At 54.7% G+C, this 25441-nt stretch carries 20 protein-coding genes; 14 read left to right on the top strand and 6 right to left on the bottom strand.

The genetic code is table 11. From position 1 onward, the window contains the following. Nucleotides 1-27 precede the first annotated feature (27 nt). The 11 genes from LQZ19_RS12425 to LQZ19_RS12475 all read left to right on the top strand — a co-directional run bounded on the left by LQZ19_RS12425 (nt 28) and on the right by LQZ19_RS12475 (nt 10882). On the top strand, nt 28-690 hold the full coding sequence (locus tag LQZ19_RS12425) for a LolA family protein (RefSeq protein WP_411047990.1): 663 nt from the start codon (nt 28-30) through the stop codon (nt 688-690). Nucleotides 691-719: 29 nt separating this feature from the next. Then, nucleotides 720-1835, top strand: a complete 1116-nt coding sequence (locus LQZ19_RS12430) for a helix-turn-helix domain-containing protein (RefSeq protein ID WP_411047991.1) — start codon at nt 720-722, stop codon at nt 1833-1835. A 62-nt stretch (nt 1836-1897) separates the two neighbouring features. Next, nucleotides 1898-3148 carry a 30S ribosomal protein S12 methylthiotransferase RimO gene (gene rimO, locus LQZ19_RS12435; protein WP_411048008.1) on the top strand — a complete coding sequence of 417 codons (1251 nt, stop codon included), beginning with the start codon at nt 1898-1900 and terminating at the stop codon, nt 3146-3148. Next, nucleotides 3145-5508, top strand: coding sequence for an ATP-dependent helicase (locus LQZ19_RS12440; RefSeq protein WP_411047992.1), 2364 nt, complete (start codon nt 3145-3147; stop codon nt 5506-5508). Before rimO ends, LQZ19_RS12440 begins: the two co-directional genes overlap by 4 nt. Next, complete coding sequence (locus LQZ19_RS12445) at nt 5498-6349, top strand: hypothetical protein (RefSeq protein ID WP_411047993.1); 852 nt, start codon at nt 5498-5500, stop codon at nt 6347-6349. Before LQZ19_RS12440 ends, LQZ19_RS12445 begins: the two co-directional genes overlap by 11 nt. Before the next feature lie 76 nt (nt 6350-6425). Further along, nucleotides 6426-6725, top strand: coding sequence for a hypothetical protein (locus LQZ19_RS12450; RefSeq protein WP_411047994.1), 300 nt, complete (start codon nt 6426-6428; stop codon nt 6723-6725). Nucleotides 6726-6739: 14 nt separating this feature from the next. Then, nucleotides 6740-6955, top strand: coding sequence for a hypothetical protein (locus LQZ19_RS12455; RefSeq protein ID WP_411047995.1), 216 nt, complete (start codon nt 6740-6742; stop codon nt 6953-6955). A gap of 164 nt (nt 6956-7119) precedes the next feature. Then, on the top strand, nt 7120-7548 hold the full coding sequence (gene rplM, locus LQZ19_RS12460; protein ID WP_411047996.1) for a 50S ribosomal protein L13: 429 nt from the start codon (nt 7120-7122) through the stop codon (nt 7546-7548). A gap of 66 nt (nt 7549-7614) precedes the next feature. Then, complete coding sequence (rpsI, locus tag LQZ19_RS12465) at nt 7615-8007, top strand: 30S ribosomal protein S9 (RefSeq protein WP_411048009.1); 393 nt, start codon at nt 7615-7617, stop codon at nt 8005-8007. A 22-nt stretch (nt 8008-8029) separates the two neighbouring features. Then, nucleotides 8030-8662 carry a regulatory protein RecX gene (locus LQZ19_RS12470; protein WP_411047997.1) on the top strand — a complete coding sequence of 211 codons (633 nt, stop codon included), beginning with the start codon at nt 8030-8032 and terminating at the stop codon, nt 8660-8662. A 243-nt stretch (nt 8663-8905) separates the two neighbouring features. Then, the gene (locus tag LQZ19_RS12475) at nt 8906-10882 is read left to right on the top strand and encodes a DEAD/DEAH box helicase (protein WP_411047998.1); all 1977 of its coding nucleotides are present in this window, start codon (nt 8906-8908) and stop codon (nt 10880-10882) included. Between the two features lie 15 nt (nt 10883-10897). On the opposite strand, the gene LQZ19_RS12480 is transcribed toward LQZ19_RS12475, so the two are convergent. The 3 genes from LQZ19_RS12480 to gltB are packed head-to-tail and all read right to left on the bottom strand — an operon-like array spanning nt 10898 to nt 17645. Then, nucleotides 10898-11518: a flavodoxin family protein gene (locus tag LQZ19_RS12480; RefSeq protein WP_411047999.1), complete on the bottom strand. Its 621-nt coding sequence runs from the start codon at nt 11516-11518 to the stop codon at nt 10898-10900. 16 nt (nt 11519-11534) lie between these two features. After that, nucleotides 11535-12995, bottom strand: a complete 1461-nt coding sequence (locus LQZ19_RS12485; RefSeq protein WP_411048000.1) for a glutamate synthase subunit beta — start codon at nt 12993-12995, stop codon at nt 11535-11537. 21 nt (nt 12996-13016) lie between these two features. Beyond that, the gene (gltB, locus tag LQZ19_RS12490) at nt 13017-17645 is read right to left on the bottom strand and encodes a glutamate synthase large subunit (RefSeq protein ID WP_411048001.1); all 4629 of its coding nucleotides are present in this window, start codon (nt 17643-17645) and stop codon (nt 13017-13019) included. A gap of 384 nt (nt 17646-18029) precedes the next feature. On the opposite strand from gltB, the gene LQZ19_RS12495 reads away from it, so the two are divergent. The 3 genes from LQZ19_RS12495 to LQZ19_RS12505 are packed head-to-tail and all read left to right on the top strand — an operon-like array spanning nt 18030 to nt 22624. Then, a complete protein-coding gene (locus tag LQZ19_RS12495) occupies nt 18030-19322 on the top strand; it encodes a flagellar motor switch protein FliG (RefSeq protein WP_411048002.1) in 1293 nt (430 codons plus the stop codon). Further along, the gene (locus LQZ19_RS12500) at nt 19319-22345 is read left to right on the top strand and encodes an insulinase family protein (RefSeq protein WP_411048003.1); all 3027 of its coding nucleotides are present in this window, start codon (nt 19319-19321) and stop codon (nt 22343-22345) included. The genes LQZ19_RS12495 and LQZ19_RS12500 overlap by 4 nt, the downstream gene beginning before the upstream one ends. Before the next feature lie 30 nt (nt 22346-22375). Continuing rightward, nucleotides 22376-22624, top strand: a complete 249-nt coding sequence (locus LQZ19_RS12505; protein WP_411048004.1) for a DUF3783 domain-containing protein — start codon at nt 22376-22378, stop codon at nt 22622-22624. On the opposite strand, the gene LQZ19_RS12510 is transcribed toward LQZ19_RS12505, so the two are convergent. From LQZ19_RS12510 to LQZ19_RS12520, 3 genes are read right to left on the bottom strand one after another with little or no spacing between them, the layout of a single operon-like run. Continuing rightward, a complete protein-coding gene (locus tag LQZ19_RS12510; protein WP_411048005.1) occupies nt 22599-24344 on the bottom strand; it encodes a trypsin-like peptidase domain-containing protein in 1746 nt (581 codons plus the stop codon). The two genes, LQZ19_RS12505 and LQZ19_RS12510, sit on opposite strands and share 26 nt — an antisense overlap. Before the next feature lie 16 nt (nt 24345-24360). After that, complete coding sequence (locus tag LQZ19_RS12515) at nt 24361-24783, bottom strand: hypothetical protein (RefSeq protein WP_411048006.1); 423 nt, start codon at nt 24781-24783, stop codon at nt 24361-24363. Nucleotides 24784-24842: 59 nt separating this feature from the next. After that, the gene (locus LQZ19_RS12520) at nt 24843-25250 is read right to left on the bottom strand and encodes a hypothetical protein (protein WP_411048007.1); all 408 of its coding nucleotides are present in this window, start codon (nt 25248-25250) and stop codon (nt 24843-24845) included. Between the last annotated feature and the right edge of the window lie 191 nt (nt 25251-25441).

The following is a 25441-nucleotide window of genomic DNA, read 5'->3' on the forward strand; positions in this document are numbered from 1 at the left end:
GTGAAGAATCGAGTTTTTATCTTATTTTTGTGCTTAATTGGCCTTTTTAGGGTGTCCGCCCAGGAAATTATAACCGCCGAACGGTACCTGGAGATGGTTTCCGAGCGTTACGGCAGCATTCGGGACTATGAAGCCCGGATCGTTATCCATTCAGGCAATACCGAGATGTTCGGAACCGTGAGCCATCTTGCCCCGTCCTTTCTGCGCATCGATTTTACGAAGCCCATGGAACAGGTTATTGCCTTTAACGGGGAAATGTTGACCATATACCTGCCCGAATACCGGGCCACCCTGAACCAGTCCATTACCCCCAGCCGCAGGTACTCCGGGTCTGCGGGGGCCAACCTGGCAAGCGCCCAGGGGCTGGCCCTGCTAAGGCGTAATTATATTCCTTCCTTTGTCACCGGCCCGGACCCCGTGCCCCTGGAGACCGGGTCCGATGAAATGGTAGTAAGCCTGCGCCTTTCCCGGCGGTCTGTCTCCGAAGGGTTCCGGGAGATTATCCTGAGCATCAATCCCACTACCCGGTTGATACGGCGTATCACCGGGAGAACCATCGCAGAAGTCCTGGTCCGGTTCGATTTTTCCGATATAAAGATCAATCAAGGAATTCCGGAGCAGCGGTTTATTTACGATTCCCCTGCTTCGGCTAACAATTATAATAATTTTCTATTTAGTGATACCGATTAGTTTTATTAACGAATCGGAGGAGGAATTCTGTGGAGTCCCTGGGGGATAAGTTAAGAACTACCCGCGAAAGTAAAGGATATACCTTTGATTATATAGGCCGGGAAACTAATATCGCCACCCGGTATTTGGAAGCTCTGGAAACCGAAAATTTTTCGGTGTTCCCCGGAGAACCCTATCTGCTGGGTTTTTTAAGAAACTACGGCGAATATCTGGGCCTTGATGTGAATGAATTGCTTGCCATGTACCGGGCGTGGAAGATTCAGGAACAGCCCATCCCGGTGGAGCAGCTGCTCAAGTCCCCGTCAAAACTGCCAAAGATACTACTCACCGTCTTCCTGATCCTTGCGGGTGTAGCGGTGGTAGGCGGCGGGGTGTATTTCTTTATGCGTATCCCATGGAAAGCAAATACCGCGAAAACGGCGGAACGTCCCTTAGTGGCGTATACCCTGGAGGGCAGTTTCCTCGAACAGCGATTCTATCGTGGAGACTCTATTCTGATCCCCCTGGGGGGAAATCAGTATAAAATCACCCTTTTCAATTTGGGAGAAGCGGTAACCCTCGCGGCGCCCATGGGAAATGTAATTCTGGATTTAGGCCAGGAGAGAAGCATAGATATCAACAGCGACGGATTGGATGATATCCGGGTAGGCGTACAGGATTTTGTGCGGAACGATCCTTCCTTGGGAGTCCGGCTCCGGTTTGATATCAATTCTGATATGGGGATAATCAGCGAGAATATCAGAAACGAAGAAATTCTGTCGACGCCTGCCGGTACCGGAAATGACATCACTGCCAACAATGCTTCTAATATTAAAGAAATTTTTAAATCCGCCAATGCTTACCCGTTTACTCTCCAGGCGTCATTCCAGGGTTATTGCATGTTCCGTTGGGAATTACTCCGGGAACCGGACCGGCCGGATAGACAGGAACAGTATTTTGTCAGGACCAATGAGCTGGATATCCAGGCCAAAAACGGTATTCGCATCTGGGTGTCCAACGCCACGGCGGTAAAACTCCAGGTCATAGTTGCCGGAGAAACGAAAGTCCTGGAAATCGGCGGCGCCGGGGAAGTAGTGGTAACAGATATTCGCTGGGTCCGGGACGACGATGGCCGGTTCCGCCTGGCTCAGATCCGGATCGATTAACGGTGGCAAGCTACTTTCTCGATCCCTTTGGCTGTGTAAAAAACCAAGTGGACGCAGAAACCATGATGGCCGTTCTGGATCGGGCAAACTGGTCCCAGGCGGAGGATGCTTCCGGCGCCGACCTTATCATCATCAATTCCTGCGGGTTTATCGAAAGCGCCAAGCAGGAATCGATCAACGCCGTCCTGGCGTACCGCAAGCAGTATCCCCATAAGAAGATCCTCCTTGCCGGATGCCTGGCCCAGCGCTATCCAAAGGAGCTGGCCGATTCCCTTCCGGAAGCGGATGCCCTTTTCGGCAATACCGACCTTGCTGCCATCACTAAAACTGCGAACACTGTTACCGGAATAGACAATGGGGAATTATTCGTAAACGGTAATGAAGAAACCGCTCCCCTATTAGGAGAGCGTCCCCTCCTTTCTCTGCCCGGGCAGGCCTATGTCAAAATATCCGAAGGCTGCAATAACCGCTGTTCCTTCTGCGCCATCCCGGGCATACGGGGCCCCCAACATTCCCGGCCCATACCACAGGTCTTGGATGAATGCCGCCGGCTCCTGAATCGGGGTATCCGGGAACTTTGCCTTATCGGCCAGGACTTGGGTTCCTACGGTCTCGATACGGCAGCGCCACTACCGGCACTATTGGAAGCCCTGTCCGCCCTGGAGGATCATTTCTGGGTACGGCTTCTCTACATACATCCGGATAATTTCCCCCGGCCCATCCTGGAGATCTGCCGACGGGACAAACGTTTTCTTCCCTATTTCGACCTCCCTTTCCAGCATGGTTCCGCTAAAATACTCCGCGCCATGAACCGCCGGGGGGACGCCGCCGCCTACCTTTCCCTGATAGCGGAAATCCGCAGCGTTCTCCCGGAAGCGGTGATCCGTTCCACCTTCCTTACGGGCTTCCCCGGGGAAACCGAAGAGGACTTCCGGGAATTGCTGGATTTCCAGGCCCGGGCGGAACTGGATTGGGTTGGGGTCTTTACCTATTCCCGGGAAGAAGACACCCCTGCCTATGATATGAAACCCCGGATCGCCAAGAAAACTGCGGCCCAGCGGAAAGCCCTGATCGAAGAACAGCAGACGGTGATCACCGAAAGACGGATGGATCGTTTCGTTGGGCGGACCATGGAAGTCCTGGTAGAGGAGGCGGTGGACGAAACCATCCATCTGGGCCGGCTCTACTGCCAGGCCCCGGAGGTTGACGGTTCCACAGTAATACGCTCGGACCATCCGCTGACACCGGGCGCCTTCATCCAGGGCCGGGTATTCGCCCGTGCGGGCTTTGATTTGGAACTGTGCCCGTCATGATACCCCCCTATCTGGAAGCCCTCAACCCGGAACAGCGCCAAGCGGTGCTCCATACCGGGAAGGCCGCAGGGGATGCCCTTATGCATCCCCTCCTCATCCTCGCCGGGGCCGGTTCGGGAAAGACCCGGGTGATTACCACCAAAATTGCCTGGCTTATCCGGGAACAGGGGGCGGACCCGTTTTCCATCCTGGCGCTTACCTTTACGAACAAGGCTGCCCGGGAAATGGCCGGACGGGCGCAGCTCATTGACGACCGGGCCGGCCTTGCCATGCTGCGGACCTTCCACTCCTTCGGCGCATGGTTCCTCCGCCGCAACGGAAACCTGGGAAGCCTGGGTTCCAACTTTGTCATCTATGATGATGATGACTCGGTCGCACTGCTCGCCACCCTCCCCCTCCTGGAGGATCTCCCCAAGGCGGAGCTAAAACAGATCGCCCACTCCATCGCCCGGGCTAAGGATTATTTCCTCTCCCCGGAAGACCCGGATCTGGACCTGATAGATTTCCACCCGGAATTTCGCCGCTACTATACCCAATACGAAGATAAGCTGGCCCGGATCGGCAATGTGGATTTTGGGGACCTGATCAAGAAGCCCGTAGAAATACTGCGCGCAAACCCCGAGGTAGCCCGGCGTTTCCATGACCGTTTCTCTGTGATCCTGGTGGATGAATACCAGGACTCAAACATCGCCCAGTTTGAATTACTGAAGGAACTCTGCGGGCCCGCCACGTATATTTGTGTAGTGGGGGATGACGATCAGTCCATCTACCGTTTCCGCGGGGCGGAGGTACGGAACATCCTGGAATTCCCCGACCGCTTTGCCGGCGCCGATATCATCCGGCTGGAACGAAACTACCGGTCCTTTTCCCCCATCCTGGATCTGGCGTCTTCGGTGGTAAACAAAAACGAAGGCCGTCTGGGGAAAACCCTGGTCTCTCATCGGGGGACCGGTAAAACACCAACCCTGGCCTTCCTTCCGGATCAGGATACGGAAGCGGAATTCTGCGCAGAGCTGATCGAAAAATCCGTGAATAAAAAAGCTGCGGCCTACTCCGACTGGGCCATACTCTATCGTACCAACGCCCAGTCCCTTGGCTTCGAAACCGAATTTCTCCGGCGCCGTATTCCCTACCGGGTAGTGGGGTCCCTCAAGTTCTACGAGCGGGAAGAAATAAAGGACGCCCTGGCCCTGCTCTCCTTCCTGGTGAACCCCCGGGATGAAATCGCCTTCCGCCGGGTGGTGAACAAACCGGCCCGGGGCGTTGGACCCGCCACGGTGGACCGCATCGTGGGAGAAGCCGCAGGGGACCTGGCCGAAGCGGTCCGGCGGATCTTACCGACCCTGCCTACCAAAGCCCGCGCCGGGGTTTCCGCCTTCTTCAAAGCCCTAGAGGGGGGACTGTCCATGCTGGAACCGGTATCGCCGGAGAGTGACGGGGACAACAATATTCTGATGTTTAATAGAAATACTGTGGAAGCAAGCGATGAAAACAACAACATTCTGTTTTTTAATAAAAAAACTGCGGAAGCAGCCGATGGGAAAAAACGCCCCCCTAAGGGCAGCAAAAGGGAAGGCCTAAGCGCCGGTGAGGGGCTCTCGCTCTGCGTAGTGCGGCTCATTGAGGATTCGGGGATTGGGGAATACCACCTGACCCACGACGATATCACCGGATTTCAGCGTATCGGCAATCTCCAGGAACTGGCCAATGCGGCGAGTATTTATCCCGCTACCCGGGCCGGGCTCTTGGAATTCCTGGAACATATTGAGTTGGATCGTTCCATAGAAAAGGAAACCGGGGATGAAGGTGAAAATGGTGTAGTAACGCTAATCACGGTGCACAATACCAAGGGCCTGGAATTCCGCCGGGTAATCATGACCGGCATTGAACAGGGGGTCTTCCCCCGGGACGACAAGGTCGGAGATGACCTGGAGGAGGAACGCCGGCTCTTCTACGTGGGCGCCACCAGGGCCATGGATGAACTCTATCTGACTTCCTGCGCCATGCGCCGCATGTTTGGCCGTACCATGCCCATGAAGCCGTCCCTTTTTATTGGCGAGGCGGATAAAAATGTTCTGAGAATCATAGGAAAACCTCCCTTCGGCTTTGAAGGCCGGGAGCTTACAGACCAGGGACCCGGGACCGGACCTATGGTCCGAAAGCCCGTCTCCTCCTCAGATGGCCGGTGGAAAGTAGGAGACCGGGTATTCCACGATGATCAGGGTTACGGCGCGGTAACCGAAATCCGGGAAAGTGATGAGGGGCCGGTAATCCGGGTCAAATTTGAAACCGGTAAAGATACCCACTTCCTCAGCCTCCGCCAAAGCTCAAGGTATACGAAGATAGGTAATGATGATTAACGAAACCCTGTTACGCCTCGTCCCGCCCATACTCCGTGCCCGGGACTTCCGCCTCTACACCCAGGATGGCCGCCGCCTGGTTGACCTCTGGCAGTACGGGGGCGCAGCAATACTGGGCCATACACCGGCGGGATTTCTCCGGACCTTGAAAAACACCGCCCAGCGCGGCCTTTTTGCCCCCCTCCCCAACCCCCAGGAAAAGCGCTTCATCAAAGCCCTCTCTCAATTGCTCCCCAGCCGCATCTTCCGGCTCTATACCGGCGAAGCATCCCTCCGCCGGGCCTTAGTTCAAGGCGGGTATCCCATCCCCGATAGCGTCCCTTTCCCGGACCCGGCCCTGTCCACGGTTACTCTCCCCAATTCGGGACCAGTTCTTTGGCGTCCCTTTCTGGACGAGGGTACCTTTTCCAAATGTCCAATCCTTATCCCGGTTCTACCCCTGCCCTGGCCCGGCGCTCCCCAAGTGTTGGCCCTGGAACCCACCATCGCCCCCGGCTTTCCCCCATCGGATCTCATCTCGCCCCTTTCCCTTACCGTAGCGACCCGAAGCCTTTGGGATCTCATCACCGTCATCCCGGAACGAAAAAAAATAAACTTCCCCCACATAAAAAAAACATTGAATCAAAGCAAATGGCAGGGTAATTCCATATACCTTCATTATGGGGAAGCCCAGGAAGAGCAGAACATCCTTCAACGATTTAAGACCTTCCTTGCCCATGACTTCCTTTTACCTCCAACCCCGCAGGACCCTCTGATTCTGCCGGGAATTTTATCCCCCGGGGAAGAAATCAAGCTGGCAAAACTGCTAGGTGATATTTCAGACCCTGGACAATTATCCTAAAATATTGTAAACCGGTTTTACTATCCCCGGTAAATCATACCTTGAATTTTAGTCCCCAACCGATGATACTGTATCCATGGATATTGGGGAGATACTCTATATATCGAGCCGCCTGTTTTTAGGGGCCTTGGCGGCTTTTCTTGCCATCATGCTGTGGTCAAAAACCAGGGATATGGCATGGATGCTCATGGTTATCGGCACCATAGCGGCCTATGCCGAAATTGTATATTCCATTCTCGGTCTGTTCGGCATAACCCAGGGGACAGTACCCCTGGTAGGCTCTATCCCCTTACCTTCCCTGATACTGTCCAATCTGCCAACCGGCTTCCTTATAGCCGCGTTTTTGGTTATGGTTATTCGCAAATTTCACCGTTAGTTTTTGGAGGGTGTGTGAAAGCGTTGATTCTTGGCATTGTTATTATTGCCGCGGCGGTTTGTGCGGTTCTTCCAGCGGGCCTTGGCTGGTGGGGGGATGTATTGGCCTTTCTCCGGGGCGCCTTGCCGGTACTTGCAGCCCTTATCGGCCTCATCGCGGTATTTATCGGTATTGCGGATATTAAAGACCGGGTGGAGGCAAAAAAAGAAGAAAAAGAAACCCCTACCTGATTCAGTATTCAAGGAAAAGTCCTCCCTTTTCCCCCTTCCTTTTTCGACTTCTGCGACTTTGCGGTAGGATTTTCTTCGGTTATTCCTAATTAGGGGCCTTGACATTTTTTCCCATTTTGTGCGATTATTTTATCTTACTCCGTATATTAATGAGAAGGTTGGGTATGAAGACGATATTTGTAAAGCCCGCTGATGTGGAGCGGAAGTGGTTTATAATCAACGCCGAGGGCAAGGTTCTCGGCAGGATTGCGGCTAAGGCAGCTTCCATTGTCAGGGGAAAAGAAAAGGCTGTGTATGCTCCCCACCAGGAAGTTGGGGATTTTGTGGTAGTGGTTAATGCTGAAAAGCTCACGGTGACCGGTAGAAAGGTCCAAAACAAGCTGTATCATCATCACACAGGCTATGTGGGGGGACTTAAGACCGTCACCTACGAAAAGCTGTCCGCCCGGCACCCGACATCCCCTCTGGAACTGGCGATTAAGGGTATGCTCCCCAAGGGCCCTCTGGGCCGGAAGCTGTGGAAAAACGTCAAGGTTTACGCAGGGACCGAGCACCCCCATGCGGCGCAGAACCCCCAGGCTATTGAGTTATAATGCGAAACTCCGTTTCGCTTCGATTAAACTGTACGGCGGATGCTGTACTAATTAGAGGTTATGCAGGTGATTAAGAATCTTGGTATCGGAACCGGACGACGGAAAACGTCGGTTGCCCGGGTATATGTCCGGGATGGGGATGGTAAAATTGTGGTCAACGGCAAAGAGCTGAACCAGTATTTTGCCCTCAGTGAGCACGCCATGGTGGTACGTCAACCCCTTATGGTGACCGCTAACGAAAATAAGTTTGACATTCTGATCAATGTCTACGGCGGCGGACCTAACGGTCAAGCCGGTGCATGCCGTCACGGGCTTTCCCGGGCGCTCTGCCAGATTGACCAGACTAACTATACCGCCCTGCGGAGCAACGGCTTCCTTACCCGGGATTCCCGGATGGTGGAACGCAAGAAGTACGGTCAAGCCGGCGCCCGCCGCCGCTTCCAGTTCTCCAAGCGTTAAGCTTAGATTTGGACCGCCTTCAATGGTGGTGGCATCATTAAAAACAACCGAAACAAAGGCCGGTCCGGTAATCCTCCGAATCGGCCTTTCGGATGGTTCTTTATTTTCCCTCAACTCGGTCTATCTTCTCCATCCTTTCCAGGGTGATGGTTATTTTTCCCCTAACAAAGAAATCAGCCCCGAAGAAGAAACGAGTCTCCGTTTTGCCGCAGACTGTTTCCGTGCCGAACGCGCCGCCCTACGCCTGGTAGCCCGTGCCGAGCAAACCCGGGCAGGCATTACCCGAAAGCTGGAACAGCGGGGTCACGGGTCCTCCCAGGTACGGGCCGCAGTCTCCTACCTTACGGACCTGGAAATCGTAGATGACCGCCGTTTTGCCGAACGCTGGATCCAATCCCGTTTATACCGCGGCGCCGACAGCCCCCTCCGCCTCGTCACCGCCCTCTGTCAAAGGGGCATAAGCCGGGAAATTGCCAAATCCGCCTGCAAAGCCATACTGGATTTTGAAAAAGAAACCAATCTCCTCCAAAAGTTCATATCCAAAAGGCACCCCCTCACAGCTAACTCGTTCCGTGAGGATCGCTTCCTCAAGGGACAACTTAAGCGGGAAGGCTTTTCCAACCAAGCCCTAGAGTGGTACTGGGAAGATCAGTAAAGCTCCCCCATCCTGCACCGGCGGGCGTGGGGAGGGGCACACTTGGCTTCATGTATGTGGAATTCCCTGCTGGAGGAGACCTACTGGGCTCCGCAAGCAGACTCTACACGCACATGAAGCCAAGTGTGCCCCTCCCCACGCCCGATTTTGCCGATAGCCCAGAAACCGGGGGTATTTCCCGCCCACTAGACGGAAAATCCCGCAAATGTTACCATATACTAGAAATTAAACCCTAAGGAATATATGACCACCGACGACGCCCACCCTTTCTCTTCATTTGGTTTATCCGATGACATTTTAGAGGCCCTGACCCGCAAGGGATTCACCGCCCCCAGTTCTATACAGAGCATAGCCCTACCCCGCCTCCTGGCGGATCAGGGACACCTGATCGTTAAAGCACGGACCGGGACCGGCAAAACAGCCGCTTTCGGCATACCCCTGGTGGAACGGCTGCGGCAGAGCGGCCACGCACCCCGGGCGCTGATACTCACCCCGACCCGGGAACTTGCCCTCCAGGTTGCCAAGGAAATCGCCTCCCTGGCATCATCCTCCATACCCCGGATCACCGCGGTGTACGGCGGGGCTTCAATCAGAACCCAGATTCTGGACCTCAAACGGGGGACCGAGATTGTGGTGGGTACACCGGGACGTGTTATGGACCTCATGGATCGGAAGGTCCTGGACCTTTCCGCTGTTGACTGGTTCATCCTGGACGAAGCGGACGAAATGCTGGACATGGGCTTTCTTGAGGATGTGGAACATATCCTCAAATCGGTAAAGAGCGATCGCCGGGTGGCCCTTTTTTCCGCCACCATGCCCGACCCTATCCTGAAAATAGTCCGGGAACATATAGGCGCAGTGGATATCCTGGAGGATACCACCCCGGATGACGAAAAGCCCCTGGTAGACCAGTACTATCTGGTGCTTAAGAAAGAGGATCGCCTGGAAGCCCTGCGGCGTCTTATCGACAGCGCGGAAAGTTTTTACGGATTGATATTCTGCGCCACCAAGGCCGGAGCGGATGAACTATCCCGGCGGCTCACCGAGGGAGGCTATTCCGCGGAGGCTATCCACGGCGACCTTACCCAGGAAGCCCGGGAACGGACCCTGCGGCGTTTCCGCGCCCGGTACGGATCTGCGAGCGGGGAAGTCTCCGCCCTGGTAGCCACCGATGTGGCCGCCCGGGGTCTCGACATAGAGCGGCTTACCCATGTGATTAACTGGGACCTCCCCAATGACCGGGAAACCTATGTCCACCGTATTGGCCGCACCGGCCGGGCGGGCAGGCGGGGGACGGCCATCAGCATGGCCCTGCCGTCGGAGCGGGGCCGCATCAGCCACCTTTCACACAATATTGAACGGACCCTGGGCAGTAAGATTAACTGGATGAAAGCCCCGGCGGTTTCGTCGGTAACCAAGGCCCTGGAAAACCGCATCCTGGGCGCCATCCTGGGGACCCTCCCGGACAGTGATACTGTTCCGGAGATCAGCAATACTATTCCGGCGGCAAATGATATCTTGGCAGCCGATCCCGGCAGCCTCGGTTCCGGAGAAGGGCAGCCGGTCCAGGCTGAAACACCGGCAGGGTCGGCGCTGCCCCAAACCCGGCTGGGACGGAAACTGGTAAAAAAGCTGGGCGCGGAAACTGCGGTAGAAGCCCTAATCGCCATGGCCTTTGGGGAAAAGCTGGACCCCTCCCGCTACGGTACTATTACTGAACTCACCGAAGTCCCCCAGCGGGAACTGGATGTAAAACAACGGATGGGCAAAGGCAAACGATTCGCCCCGGCTGCGTATCCGGAGGGGAACACCGAAAGGTCCCACTTGCACGGGGGAGGGCCCAGGCGGAATATGCCCGGACCGGCCGCCATACGGGGCAAACACGGGGCTGTAAGACACGGAGGCGAGGACGGCGGTGAAAGCCCCATGCAAGGAACAGGAGCACGGGTATATGTGGGCTTGGGACGCCGCCATGGCGCCACCGCCCGTGACGTAGCAGGACTGTTGATGCGCGCCGGCGGCGTACCGGGCCGGCTGGTGGACTCCATCGAAGTAAAGGATTACTGTGCCTTTGCTACCCTTCCGGAAGACGCCGCCCGGCGGGCCTGCGCCTTTTCCCAAAACACCCCGAACGACCCGACTATAAAGCCCGCATCCCCCGGTACCTATGCCGAAGCTTCCCATGGAGGTTCCGGCGCTCCCCACCGCGGACGGCGGTAAAAACAGTAAAACTGCTTACCGAATAAAGTTCGTCCGCATGGCATCTTCCTCTTGAGCGGTAATTTCGGCGGTTCCTTCTTTTGCGATGGCCTTGAGCATCCATGCCATATTCTTTCCCAGGGTACGCATGATCTGCATACCCTCCTTATCCTGCCGTACTTCCTCGGGGGTAAAACCATGGGTGGTGTTCCAGTATTGGGAAGAAACCACGGGCATTCGGGAAATGGTAAAATATTTATTGAGCCGATCAAAAGCGGCAGTCCCCCCGCCCCGGCGGCAGTTTACCACCGCAGCGGCGGGCTTAAAAGCAAAGAGCTGGGATTTCCTGAAAAACAGCCGGTCCAGAAAGGCGCAGAGGGCGCCATTTGGTCCCGCATAATAAACCGGCGAACCAACAACCACCCCATCCGATTTGATTAGTTTTTCTACGCAGGCATTTACCCCATCATCGTTGTAAATACACCGGGTTGTTTTTGCGCAGCCTCCGCAGCCGGTACAGCCGCGGATAGGTCCATCACCGATATGAAAAAATTCCGTCTCAATACCGGCGGCTTCAATCTGCCCCGCCACCTCCGCAAGGATGGTATAAGTACAACCCTTAACATGGGGGCTTCCGTTGATTAAAAGTACACGCATAACGCCTCCTGACATATCATAGGGCTTTAATAATCGCCTCCGCAGCCGCACGGCCGTCGGAGATGGCCCGGACTACCAGGCTGGCGCCGTTTCGGGAATCCCCGGCGGCCCAGACTTTGGGGTTGGATGTGTGGAACGTGCCCGTGGTACGGATATTACCGCGCTCGTCGAGTTCCAGGCCGAAGTCGGCCACGGCGCCGTTCTGGACCACGTGGGTAAAGCCCATGGCCAGCAGCACTAAATCTGCGCCGATATCGAAATCTGAACCGCTTACTTCGGACATTGTAAAGCGGCCGTCCTTTTCGGCCCAGTCTACCCGGCAGGCCCGGATGGCGCTCACCTTGCCGTTATTCCCTGTGAAAGACTTGGTGTTAACGGACCAGAGCCGCTCACCACCTTCCAGATGGGAACTTGAGGTCTTGAGGACCTTGGGCCACAGCGGCCAGGGTTCGGCGTCGGGGCGGTGTTCCGGAGGCTTGGGAAGCACCTCAATCTGGGTAACCGCTAAGGCCCCCTGACGGTTAGCCGTACCCACGCAGTCAGAGCCGGTGTCGCCGCCCCCTATAACCACCACCCGTTTTCCGTAGGCGGTGATGGGTTCAAGCCCCGTAACTTCGCCGCCCAGGACACGGTTCTGAAGGGAGAGGAAATCCAGGGCCTGGACTATGCCGAAATTTTCCCGGCCCGGAAGTTTTACATCCCGGGGCTCCCGTGCGCCTATGGTAAGGAGCACCAGATCGTAGGAAGATTCCAGTTCCTTAGCGGAAATGACCTTGCCCCCCTCTGCTCCGCCGGCGTCCTTTGCGCCGAATCCGTAGCGGGCGGAACCGATCCGGGCGCCGGTTTTGAACTCGACCCCCTCGGCTTCCATGATCCTGACACGCCGGTCAATAAAACTCTTATCCAGTTTGAAGTCCGGGATGCCGTAACGGAGATAGCCCCCCAGTTTTTGTGCGCCCTCGTAAACAGTAACGCTGAAGCCCGCCCGGTTAAGATAATAGGCGGCGGAAAGTCCCGCGGGACCGGCGCCGACCACGGCTACCTTCTTGCCGTTACGCACCCGGGGGATACGCGGCGCCACCAGACCCAGTTCGTAGGCCTTTTCGATGACGGCAAGTTCGTTCTGTCTGATGGTTACGGGCTCGTCGTTGGCGCCCAGGACGCAGGAAGCTTCGCAGAGGGCGGGACAAACCCGGCCGGTAAATTCCGGAAAGGGGTTCATGGATTCCAGGGCCGCCCAGGCGCCGGTCCAGTCGCCCCGGTAGAGGCGGTCCTGCCATTCAGGCATCACGTTGGAGACCGGGCAGGCCCAATGGCAGAATGGTACTCCACAGTCCATACACCGGGCAGCCTGTAAGCGGCGTTCGTCGTCGGAAAGCAGTATTTCTACTTCACTGTAGTCGTTCACCCGCTCTTCCACGGGCCGGTAAGCGGAAACCTTACGTTTTATCTTTAAAAATCCCTTTGGATCACCCATATATTCCTCTCTTATCGTTTTTTATACACGGTCCGCAATTTCTTCCCGTTCCCGGATGTCATAGAGTTTCCGGTCCAGTTCCGCCAGCTTCATCTTCTGGAGGGCCATCTTATATTCCACCGGGAGTACTTTTACAAACTTAGGTTTATATTCCCCCCAATTATCAAAAATATTTTTAGCGTAGGACGAACCGGTCCAGTAGATATGCTGTTCAATTTGCTGTCTGACAAACTGTTCGTCCTCTTCGTTGTCCAGGCCGGACAGCTCCACCATACCTTTGTTGAGGAAGTACTCGAAGTCGCCCTTCTTGTCCAGTACGTAGGCGATACCACCGGACATACCGGCGGCAAAGTTTCTGCCCACGGTTCCCAGAACAATAATTCTGCCGCCGGTCATGTACTCCGCAGCATGGTCCCCGGCGCCTTCAATCACCGCGGTGGCCCCGGAGTTCCGTACGCAGAAACGTTCCCCCGCAACCCCGGCGGCGTAGAATTCCCCGGAGGTAGCGCCGTAGAGCAGGGTGTTACCCACAATGATATTCTCGCCGGTCTCAAAGCCGGAACCCTTGGGAGGCGCTACCACGATACGGCCCCCGGAAAGGCCCTTGCCCAGGTAGTCGTTGGCGTCCCCGGCCAGGCGGAAGGTGATTCCCCTGGCGAGGAAGGCGCCGAAACTCTGACCTGCGGAGCCCGTAAAGTCGATGGTAATAAAGTTTTCCGGAAGCCCCTGGCCGCCGAAACGTTTGGAAACCTCATAGGAAAGCATGGCCCCCACCGCCCGGTCGGTATTACGTACCGGCAGGGATAGTGCTATGGGGATCTTTCCATCCAGGGCGGAGGCACACTTTTCGATAAGCTCCCGGTCCAGGACCGCAGCAATCTTGTGGACCTGATCCTCAACGCAGCTGCGCGCCTGACCGCCGGGTATGTATGCGGGACCTTCGGGTTTGTAGAGTATGGCCGAAAGATCGACCCCGGCGGATTTCGCCTTACCGCTCTTCCGTTCCACCAGCAGATCCGACCGGCCCACCAGTTCATCAAACTTTCTGATGCCCAGGGAGGCCATGATTTCCCGAACTTCCTCGGCAATAAAGCGGAAGAAGTTGATCAGGTACTCGCTTTTGCCGGTAAAGCGTTTCCGCAGTTCCGGGTCCTGGGTGGCTACCCCCATGGGGCAGGTATTCTCGTGGCACTTCCGCATCATCACACAGCCCATGTTGATCAGGGTGGATGTACCGAAACCGAATTCTTCGGCCCCCAGCATTCCTGCGATCACCACATCCCGGCCGGTTTTAAGCTGGCCGTCGGTTTGCAGCCGCACCCGGCCCCGGAGGCCGTTCTTTACCAGAACCTGGTTCGTCTCCGAAAGACCCAGTTCCCAGGGAAGCCCCGCGTGGCGGATGCTGCTCTGGGGACTCGCTCCGGTACCGCCGTCGTAGCCGGAGATGAGGATGTTGTCCGCGTGGGCCTTGGCAACCCCGGCGGCAACGGTACCCACCCCGCTCTCGGATACCAGCTTGACGCTGATCCGGGCCTGGGGGTTGGCATTTTTAAGATCGAAGATAAGTTCAGCCAAATCTTCTATAGAATAGATATCGTGATGGGGGGGAGGACTGATCAGGGTAACGCCGGCGGTGGAGTGCCGGACCTTGGCGATCATGGCGTCCACCTTATGCCCCGGAAGCTGGCCGCCCTCGCCGGGCTTAGCGCCCTGGGCAATCTTAATCTGAAGCTCCTGGGCGTTGGCCAGATACTCGCTGGTAACCCCGAACCGGGCGGAGGCTACCTGCTTGATGGCGCTCCGCAGCCAAGAACCGTCGCTCTTAACCGCAAAACGTTCCGGGCTTTCACCGCCCTCACCGGAATTGGAACGGCCGTGGATGGAGTTCATCGCCTTGGCTACGGTTTCGTGGGCTTCCTTGGAGATGGAGCCAAAGGACATGGCCCCGGTGGTGAAACGCTTCATGATCTCTTCCACGGACTCCACCTCGTCAAGGGGAATCGCCGAACCGGGGGCAAAGTCCAGGAGACCCCGAATAACATGGGGCGCCTGGTTTAACTTATTAACCAGGGTGGAAAATTCTTTAAATTTTTTATAGTTCCCGGTACGGGTAGCCCATTGGAGGAGGTAGATAGTTTCGGGGTTCCAGGCGTGCCGTTCCCCAAACTTCCGCCACCGGTACTGGCCGTCTCCGGCGAGGAGGTAATCCGCCCCTTTGGGTTCACCCCCGGTTTTGTCCAGGAATTCCCGGGCAACCCGGTAGTGGTCCAGAACTTCCGCTTCCAGTTCCGCAAAGCCCGCTCCGCCGATACGGCTGGGGGTACCCCGGAAACATTTGTCTATCACCGCTTTGCCAAGCCCTATGGCCTCGAAGATCTGAGCGCCCCGGTAGGACCGGAGGGTACTGGTCCCCATCTTGGACATAACCTTGAGCATGGCCTTGTTGAGGCCCTTGATATAATGCTTCTTCGCCTCGGGGAAACTCCCGGTACGGTTCCCGTCGGGGCCGGCGCAAAGGGCGGCAAGGGCAGCCAATGCGCCGTAGGGAACCACCAGATCCACGCCGTAACCGAAAAGCAGGGCGAAGTGCATGGGTTCCCGGGGTTCCGCGGATTCCAGGATAATCGACAGGTTCATCCGCAGGCCCCTTTCGATAAGGCCGTGGTGTACCGCCCCGGTTGCAAGCAGGGCCGGTATGGAACAACGCAGACCGGAGCTCAGACTTGCCCGGTCGGAGAGGATCAGCAGGGTAACGCCGTCCTTGACCGCCGCAACCGCCTGGGCGATAAGGGTTTCCAGGGCCGCTTCCAGGGCGCCGGGAACTCCGTCCTTCACTTCAAAGGTAGCGTCCAGGGTGTGGGACTTAAAATCACCGCCGGTTTTTTTCAGGGTTTCCAGATCCGCAGGGGTCATGATGGGGTTGAGCACCTTGATCCGCCGGCAGTGGGCTTCGGTTTCGTCCAACAGGTTTTTCTGGGGGCCGATAAAACTGGTCAAGGTCATCACCAGGTCTTCCCGGATAGAGTCTATGGGTGGGTTTGTTACCTGGGCAAAAATCTGCTTGAAATAAGAATAGACCCGCTGGCTCCGGTCGGAGAAAACCGCGATGGGAGTATCGGTTCCCATGGAACTGGTAGGCTCCTGGCTGGTTTCCGCCATAACCAAAAGCAGCTTTTCCCGGTCTTCCCGGGAATAACCAAAGGATTTTTCCAGGTAGAGGAGCTTGCCGTCGGTGTCTATCTGGGGGTCCGAAAAGGCTTCCGCCGTGCCGCCTTCCCCCAGTTCCTGCTTTAGGGTGATAAGCTGTTTGGCCACCCAGTCGGCGTAGGGTTTAGCCTGGAAAACCTGGCGCTTTACCTCGTTATCGGGGATGATCCGGCCTTCGGACATATCCACCAGGAGGAGTTTCCCCGGGCGGAGCCGGCCCTTGTAGACCACTTCTTCGGGTTTAAAGTCCTGAACCCCGGTTTCGGAGGCCATGACGATGAGATCATCCCTGGTGATGGTATAACGGGAGGGGCGGAGACCGTTACGATCAAGGGTGCCCCCCACAAAGCGGCCGTCGCAGAAAACCATGGAGGCAGGGCCGTCCCAGGGTTCCATGATGCTGGCGTGGTATTCGTAAAAAGCCTTTAAATCCTGGGGTATGGGGTTTTTGTCGTTCCAGGATTCGGGGATGAGCATCATCAGGGCATGGGGGAGGCTGCGGCCGGACATGACCAGCAATTCCAGGGTATTATCAAAGCTGGCGGAGTCGCTCCGGTCCGGCTCTATCACCGGGAGTATGTCCTTCAGAGCCTCGCCGAAGCGGGGATGGGAGAACAGAGCTTCCCGGGCGGCCATCCAGAAACGGTTCCCCCGGACGGTGTTGATTTCGCCGTTGTGGGAAACAATGCGGAAGGGCTGGGCCAGGGTCCAGTTGGGGAAGGTGTTGGTGGAGAACCGGGAATGGATCAGTGCCACCGCGGTCTTTATCCGCTCATCCTTGAGTTCCGGATAGTAATCCTTGAGCTGGGCGGACATGAGCATACCCTTATAGACAATGGTTCGGGAGGAAAGGGAGGGTATATAGCCCCTGGTCCCGGCGTTTTCCAGGGATGCGTCAAGGCGGATACGTTTTTCCAGCTTCTTTCTGAAGATATAGAGGGCTAATTCCAGGTCCGGAACCCCGCCCAGAAAGATCTGCCGTATGACGGGCTCCGCAGCCCGGGCGATAGCGCCGACAGCCTCGCTATTGGTGGGCACATCCCGCCAGCCCAGGACCTTTAAACCCAAGCCCAGAGCGGTTTCTTCAATATGCTTAACGATTGTGGAGCTGTTTGTTTCCGCTTTTTTATCATTCGCCGGACCGGGAAGAAACACCATGCCCGTTCCGTAGCTTCCCGCAGGGGGAAGATTGGGGATAAACCCTTTGTAAAAATCATGGGGTATCTGTAAAAGCACCCCGGAACCGTCGCCGGTCTTGTTATCGGCGCTTTCGGCGCCCCGGTGTTCCATCCGTTCCAGGACCTCAAGACCCCGTTTTAAAATATCATGGGAAACGCGACCCTTAATATCCGCTACAAAACCTATACCGCAGGCATCATGCTCGTCTTCTTTCCGATACAAACCCTTGGGACACTGGTCAGCCCCTTCCTCATGTTCGCCCATGATGGCTCCTTAAAAAAAACAATTCCCATGAATATACAAAAAAAAGGGCTTTTATGCAATATACGATACAAAGCCTAAAAAAGACCGCCGCCGAAAAGGAGGAAAACGGCGGCGGCGAAAAAAAATATATGGAGGAGTTCTAATAATAAAAGGCACAAATGGAGATAAAGTTACAAAAAACAAAAAAATATCTTCAAAAGTGTTTACCGGGATTTAACCTCTTTTGTTCGATGTTTATTGCCGAAAGCCTCGGGTGTTGATATCGAAAAAAATCCAACCCATCCTGAACATATACAAACAGTCTGGGGCGCAGGCTATCGCTTATTGGCATAACCATCAGAGCATGTCCTTGAAGCCCCGCCCTCTTTTGCGTACTATAGGGGTATGGCGAAGATTAGAACTCCGGTATGGCCAGAATTGTCATCAGAAGACGCTAAGGCGCCGGGCGCTAAAGCGCCGTTGAGTCACGGTATTGCGGCATATCAGAACACTCTGAAACCGAAGGAAACTGTGCCGGAACCCCCTCCGCGCCGTCCTCCGGTAATTCCTGAAGACGGGTTTGTAAAAACCGGAGAGGCTCCGGAGACCACCGGGCTCCCAAAAAACGATGAAAACCCCTTCTTAAAACTACCCAAGGTCCTTCCCCGCCAAGCGGAAGCGGGTGAAGAGGACTCTAAACTCCGGCGGGTGGCTAAGTTCCTCATCCTTATCGGGGGAAATGAGGCGGCGGGCATCCTTTCCAAGCTTGATGTTGAGCAGGTAGAGGCCATTTCCCGGGAAATCGCCACTATCCGTGGAATCTCCAAAGAGGAGGCCTCGGAGGTCCTTGAGGAATTCCGCACCCTCCTGTCTTCCACCTATGGTCTTTTAGGCGCCTCCTCAGGCGGTATAGAAGCCGCCCGGCGTCTCCTCTACGCCGCCTTTGGACCGGAAAAGGGGAGTGACTTCCTCATCAGGGCTCTGCCGGAAACCAAGGAAAATCCCCTCAGCTTTTTAGAGGATTTTACCGGTGAGCAGATAGCCCTGCTCTTAAAGGAAGAGTTCCCCGCAGCGGCGGCGCTGATCCTCTCCCGGCTGCCTTCAAAATTATCCGCAGCGGTCCTGGTTAATATCGAACCGGGCCGTAAGATGGAGATTGTCAAACGCATAGCCCATCAGGGTCAGACCGCTCCGGAGGTCCTGGAACAGGTGGCAGCAGCGCTGCGGGAAAAAGCCCGTCGTCTGGGCAGTAGTACAGCTGCGAATAATCAGATCAATGTTGATGGCCGGAACGCCCTGGCGGCGATCCTGAAACAATCGGATTATTCCTTTGGGGATCGTATACTCCGGGAGCTTGATGAGGATGATCCCGAATTAAGCCAGGAACTCAAGGAACGGCTCCATACCCTGGCGGATGTGATCAAAGCCGAGGATCGGCCTCTCCAGGAAAAATTCAGATCCATGACGAATCAGGATATCGCACTGCTCCTTAAAGGGAAGGATGATGAATTTACCGAAAAGATCCTTTCAAATGTTTCCGCTCAGCGGCGTACCGAGATACGGGAGGAGATCCAAATTATGGGACCGGTCCCCCGGCGGGATGTGGACGAAGCGGTCAAAGCCTTCCTCACCTGGTTCAGACAGTGTCGTGAGGAAGGACGAATTTTACTAATCGATGATAAGGATGTGATCCTATGATATTAGACAGTGGTTTTGAAATACTGGAAACGGTTGATCTTGCGGAATTGGAAGCCAAGGGCATATGGGCCCGGCACGTAAAAAGCGGCGCCGAAGTTTTTCATATCCTCAACAATGATAAGGAAAATCTTTTCGGTTTTGCCTTTGCTACAGCGCCGGAGGATTCCACCGGGGTCGCCCATATCCTGGAACATTCGGTGCTCTGCGGTTCCGAGCATTACCCCCTGAAGGATGCCTTCCTGGTTCTTGCCCAGGGAAGCCTCCAGACTTTCCTCAACGCCTGGACCTTTCCGGACAAAACGGTCTACCCCGCAAGTTCCGTAAACGAGCAGGACTACTTCAACCTCATGGCGGTCTACGGGGATGCGGTGTTCCGGCCCCTCATTTCGGAATGGACCTTCATGCAGGAAGGACACCGCTTAGCTTTTTTGCCGCCGGAAAAAAACACTAACCCTGATCTTTCCGTAGGAAAGCTGCAAATAACCGGGGTGGTTTACAACGAAATGAAGGGCGCCTATTCGTCTCCGGACGAATACGCCGGGCGCTGGTCCGTCCGGGCGGTACTGCCGGATACACCCTACGCCTTTGATTCCGGCGGTGACCCGGAAAAAATACCGGATCTGACCTGGGAGGGGTTACGGGACTTCCATCGGCGGAAGTACTCACCCGCAAACTGCCGTATCTTTCTGGCGGGGAACATTCCCACAGAAAAGCAGCTTAGTTTTCTTAACAAACAATTCTTCGACTCCCTGCCGGTGGGAAAGGCGACGGCCCCTATTCCCAAGGCCGCACGGTGGACCACCCCACAAAGTATCTCTATCCCCTGTCCGGCGGGGGGGGAACAGAAATCAACCGTGGTCCTCAGCTGGCTCTGCGGAGACACCACCGATGCGAATGAAACTATCGCCCTGGGGGCGCTGACAGAAATATTGCTTGGCCACGACGGGTCCCCCCTGACCCGGCTGCTCATCGAATCCGGCCTGGGGGAGGACCTCGCCCCGGCAACGGGCTTGGAAAATGAATCACGGGAAACCCTCTTTACCGCCGGGCTGCGGGGGGTGGATCGGCAAAATGGGAACAGGGGCATCAGCGAAAAAGTAGAAAAACTAATCATGGACGAATTACGGCGTCTGGCATCGGAAGGAATCCCTAAGGAAGAAATTGAGGCGGCGCTGCTGTCCATGGAATTCGCCAACCGGGAGATACGCCGATCCGGCGGACCCTACTCCCTGGTGTGGATGCGCCGCTCCCTCCGGTCCTGGCTCCACGGAGGCCGCCCCTGGGACAGTCTGCTCTTTGTTCCGGCTTTTACGGAACTAAGGCGCCGCCTTGCCGAAAATGGCCGGTACTTTGAAAAACTTATCGAAATCTATTTGCTGAATAACCCCCACCGGGCTCTGATTTCAGTTGACCCCGAAGAGGGGTTTCAGGAAAAGAAGGATGCCATTCTGGCAGAGGCGCTGATAAAGAAAGAGGCGGCCCTTTCAGAAACCGGGCGGCTGGACATACTGGAAAAAGCCGCCGCCCTGGAAAAACTTCAAAGCGAGGGGGAGAGCCCTGAGGCTTTAGCGACCATCCCCCACCTTGCCCGGAAAGACCTGGTTCCAGAAATCGAAACAATCCCCCGGGATATCCTGGATGCAAAGGGCATACCGGTGTTGACCCATGAACTTTTTACAAACGGTATCACCTACCTGGATCTTGCCTTCCCCTTGGACATCATGGAACCCGCCGACTACCCCTGGTTCCCCCTCTTCTCTCGCTGCGTAGTATCACTGGGGCTGCCGGGGATGGATTACGGCGCGGTCTCCAGCCTTCTGGCCCGTACCACCGGCGCCTTCTACGCCACTCTCCAGACCGGTTCCTGCCTGCCTGGCTTCCCCCGGACTGCGGCCATTCCCACGGGAACTCTGGATTTGCGCGGCCGGGACTGGCTTTGCTTCCGGCTCAAGGCGCTGGACGAAAGGATACCCGATTCCCTGAATCTGGCCCGGCGCATCATTACTGAGGCGGATTTTTCCGATCAGCGGCGTATCCGGGATCTGGTCCTGGAAATGAAAAACGATACCGATTCAAGCCTGGCCCCCTCGGGGCACAGCTACGCCATGGGCCGCTCGAGCCGCCTCTTCTCCCGCTCCCATGCGGTGGAAGAAATCTGGAACGGCATTTCCCAGCTTGAGACGGTTCATAAAATCGCCGACACGGATACTGCGGAAATCTGCAAAGTCCTCAGCCGCATACGGGACACCCTGGTAAGCCGGGGGGGACTGCTGGTAAACATCACCGGAAACGCCGGAGCCATACAGGGCGCAGTGAAGGGTGCGGCGGAAGCTTTCAGCAGCTTCGGCGCACCCCGGCCCAGGAACACCGTTACTGCGGAAGGGACGCCCTTCTTCGATCAGCTCAAAAATGGCGCCGATACCCCAAGGGCGGAAGTCCTGTCCTCCCCTTCCCTTCAGGTGGGTTTTGCTGCAGTAACTCTACCGGGCACTTTCCTGAACAGCCCCAGGCCGGGCATAGAATCGGTGCTGGCCCACCAGCTTTCCACGGGCGCACTCTGGGAAGAGATACGCATGAAAGGGGGCGCTTATGGCGCCTTTGCCCACCCTGATCTGGCGGAGGGAACCTTTTCCCTTTCCACCTACCGTGATCCGGGCCCCCTCCGTTCCCTGGAAGCCTTTCCGCTCATCCTTGAAGCGGCGGCTCTGGACACGCCGGACGAGGAGACCATGACCAAGGCGGTGATAGGCAGCTTTGCCAAGGAAACCCGGCCCCGGACCGGCGCCGAAAAGGGGCTTTCAGATTTCTTCCGTTTCCTCTACGGCATTGAAGACTCCCACAGGGCAAACAAATTGCAATCCATGGTTTCAATCACCGCAGAGGAGCTTTGCGCCGCAGCGAAACGGCTTGCCGCTGCCGCCGGTGAACAAGGCCGGAGCATACCCACGGTGATCGCCGGGACCGCAGAAGCGGAAAAGGCGGCGGCTAAACTGGGGGTGGAGATACGGAAGCTTCCGGTGTAATAATGATGAATTAGGAAGGAGAAGTGAGAAATGGGGAATAGGGAAAAACCTGCGGTAAGCGGGGAGCCGGTAGTATTACTGCACGGGTTTGACGGGGATGCACTGATGGCTGTGGTCAGGGCGGTGAAAAGCGTTGCCGGTGAAGCGGGGATTGATCCCGGAAGCATCGCCTTTACCACCACCACCCCGACGAATCTGGAGTGGAAGATAAAGGCCCTGATCCGGGAAGTACGGAAGGAGCATGAGTATATGTCTAAAACAAATACCCCACCCCAATAATTACGCTGTGGGTAACATCCTTCAACGGCACATTTCTTCCGAAAAAATCACCCCGGTAGTAATTAAACTGATATGCGGTTTTTAAAAACAAACCGGGCACATAGCTTGTGGTAACCTTAATGCCTCCCTGAAAAGAAAGACCCGTAGATATATCCGATATACCAAACTTTTCTTCCTTCAACCCGGAGTAAGAATACTCGTAATCTTTTTCATGCCAGGATAATCCAAATCCGACATTTCCAAATGGCATAAGCGCAACCTTGTTGATCCGTATTGCCCCGGTATATCCAAACTTTCCTTCCGCAATACCGAAATCGCTGCCCTGAAAAAACAAGTGGACGCCATAGGTAAATACATCGCCAAACTCCATTGAAACATCCAGGGCGCTTCCCCGTGGGTCGCTTTCGCCTAAACCAAGATAAGCATAGCCCGCCGAAAGGGCAAAGGTATAATCAGTACGGAGATTCTTTTCCGTCTTTCTTTCCTTAATTTTTTTATCCATCGCCGCACTGTTTCCGGTTACGGACCCCGATGATTTCAACCGCCACATCCCGTACTCGCTCACCCAAATGGTATTAACTTCCCTGTTGTTGGGAAAAACGATAGGTACGGTCCATGTCCCATCCGCATTACCCGTTATAGTTCCTACGGAAGGATGCATTGCTCCGGTATTATTAATCTTCCTGAATTCCGATTCAATAAGCCAGCCCACAGAATAATCAATGGCGGTAAACACAGACTGATTAAAAATAGTATTCTGGATACCGTAGTTTGCACTGTCTTCAACTTCTGAAATTGCGAATTCCGCGTTACTTGCCACACATTCATTGGAAAGATACCGGGCAATGTGGGGATAAACCGCCTTGTTTGCGGATAATCCCTCAACAAATTCCCTAACCTTTTCTTCCAGTTTCCTGCGCTGCTCACCTGAATCCTTATCTTTAAGAGAAAGGGAGATAAAATCCAGCGCCGTATTAATAGGAATGGCGTAATTCGCCGCCTGACGGTTTACCCCGCTGGCGGTATTGATACCCACAACCGAGTATGCAATGGACTGACCCTCTTCCATAACAAGCAGAGGCCCGCCGGAATTCCCCGCGTCAACCTGGGCCGTATGCTGTACCCATGGACCATATTCCCTATTGTCTTCTTCTGTGGGGGGTATCACAACCCGGGCATTTGAAACAATACCGCGTCCGAACTGCCAGACAGGATTAGCGCCTAACCCGGGAAACCCCGCAGAATATACGTCCTCCCCCTCTTCCACCAGCCTTGAAGCAAGGGGCAAACCGGTCTTAAAGGGCCGTTCTCCCGGAGGAAACGCCAGTAATGCAATGTCGGTATTTTCATCGGCGGCAATAACATTCAATCCCGTAAACGATATTTTTGTACCGTCCTGTTTTTCAAATTCAATCGAAATGGTATACGCCTTGGTAATAACATGATAGTTCGTCAGGATATAATTATTCCCGGCCGAGTCAACATAAACAAAACCGGAACCAAAGCCGCCCTTAAGGAAGGCCTCTATGTTGCTTACCACCTCGGTTCTGCCGCGCTTCTTTGCCAAGTCTTTAAGCTTATTCATAAAACCAACCACATCAGGATGGTAAGACTGATGAATAACGCCGACATAATCGCGGAGCACCCCCGCACCGGTTTGGGCAAACAAAAAAACAGGAAAAAACAAAAGACAGAAACAGAATATAATTTTTTTAAACATTCAGCCTCGGTTCTCCTTATAATCTGTTTTTAGGAGTTACATCTTTAATCTTAAGGTCCGTAATTGTAAAAAAGATAAGCCAGATACTGGACTCATAGATCCTATAACTGTGACCGGGAAGAAATTCCTGCTCAAGGGTTACCGTAGTATTGGTGCTCTTTGTTGCCACATTGACGGAACTGGAACCCGTATAATATCTGAGGATAAAGGAATGTTTACCGGGGGGTAAGGAAATAGTTGTTTTATTTGCCGTAATTGTCGGTACCCATTCAACCGGCATATTATCGTATATAATTACCGCAAGGTTATTCCGAATTTCCAACGGACACAGGGATTCTTCCGGAATTGTTTCGTCTAAAATTCCCAAAGCCGTGGTACCGACGCATCCTGAAAAAACCAATACGCCAAGTAAACCCGTAATGATTAATATCCTTTTCATTTTATAAATCCTCCTTATGAAACCTATGTCTATTGTAAGATCACTATATAGTTAATTTGTCATCTGAAAACAGGCTGCGTTTTAAAAGGCACAAAATCATAATCGGTACTGTCCGATCCGCTGTATATTTTTACACCCCATTGCATATTCTGCGCTATACCGGTAATGCTATATTCTTTTCCGGATTCAAAGTTATAGGCAAACTCCATACCATGCACAAGAACCATAATTCCCGCATAGCTGATATTCACATCGGCAACAAAGGCCGCCTCTCCCTGGGGTATTTTGACGTTGTCCCATTTTCTGACGGGGATTCCGTTATAACCGGAAGGGTCTATTCTGTTAAAATGGATTGTCGCCAGTTGGTCCTCAGGAATTGTATCGTCCCATACTGTGGTTGATGCACAGGAACTTAAGAAAATAAAGACCGGGAAGCAAACAAAACATACAAACGTTTTTTTAAGCATATATTACTCCTTTTTGACATTTATTTAGTAATCCTCTGCAAGAGACGGACCTTCCTATGAATCAGATCCTGTAAAACCGTTCTTAAGCAAAAATACTTATTATTGTAGGGGGGGGGGGGGGGGGGGGGTAATTTTTTTTAAAAAAAAAAATTTGCCCGAAATTTTACCCAACCTCCCCCTTCGGGAAATTT

Origin of the sequence: Treponema primitia (assembly GCF_046533075.1) — a bacterium.
GTDB lineage: Bacteria > Spirochaetota > Spirochaetia > Treponematales > Breznakiellaceae > Termitinema > Termitinema primitia_B.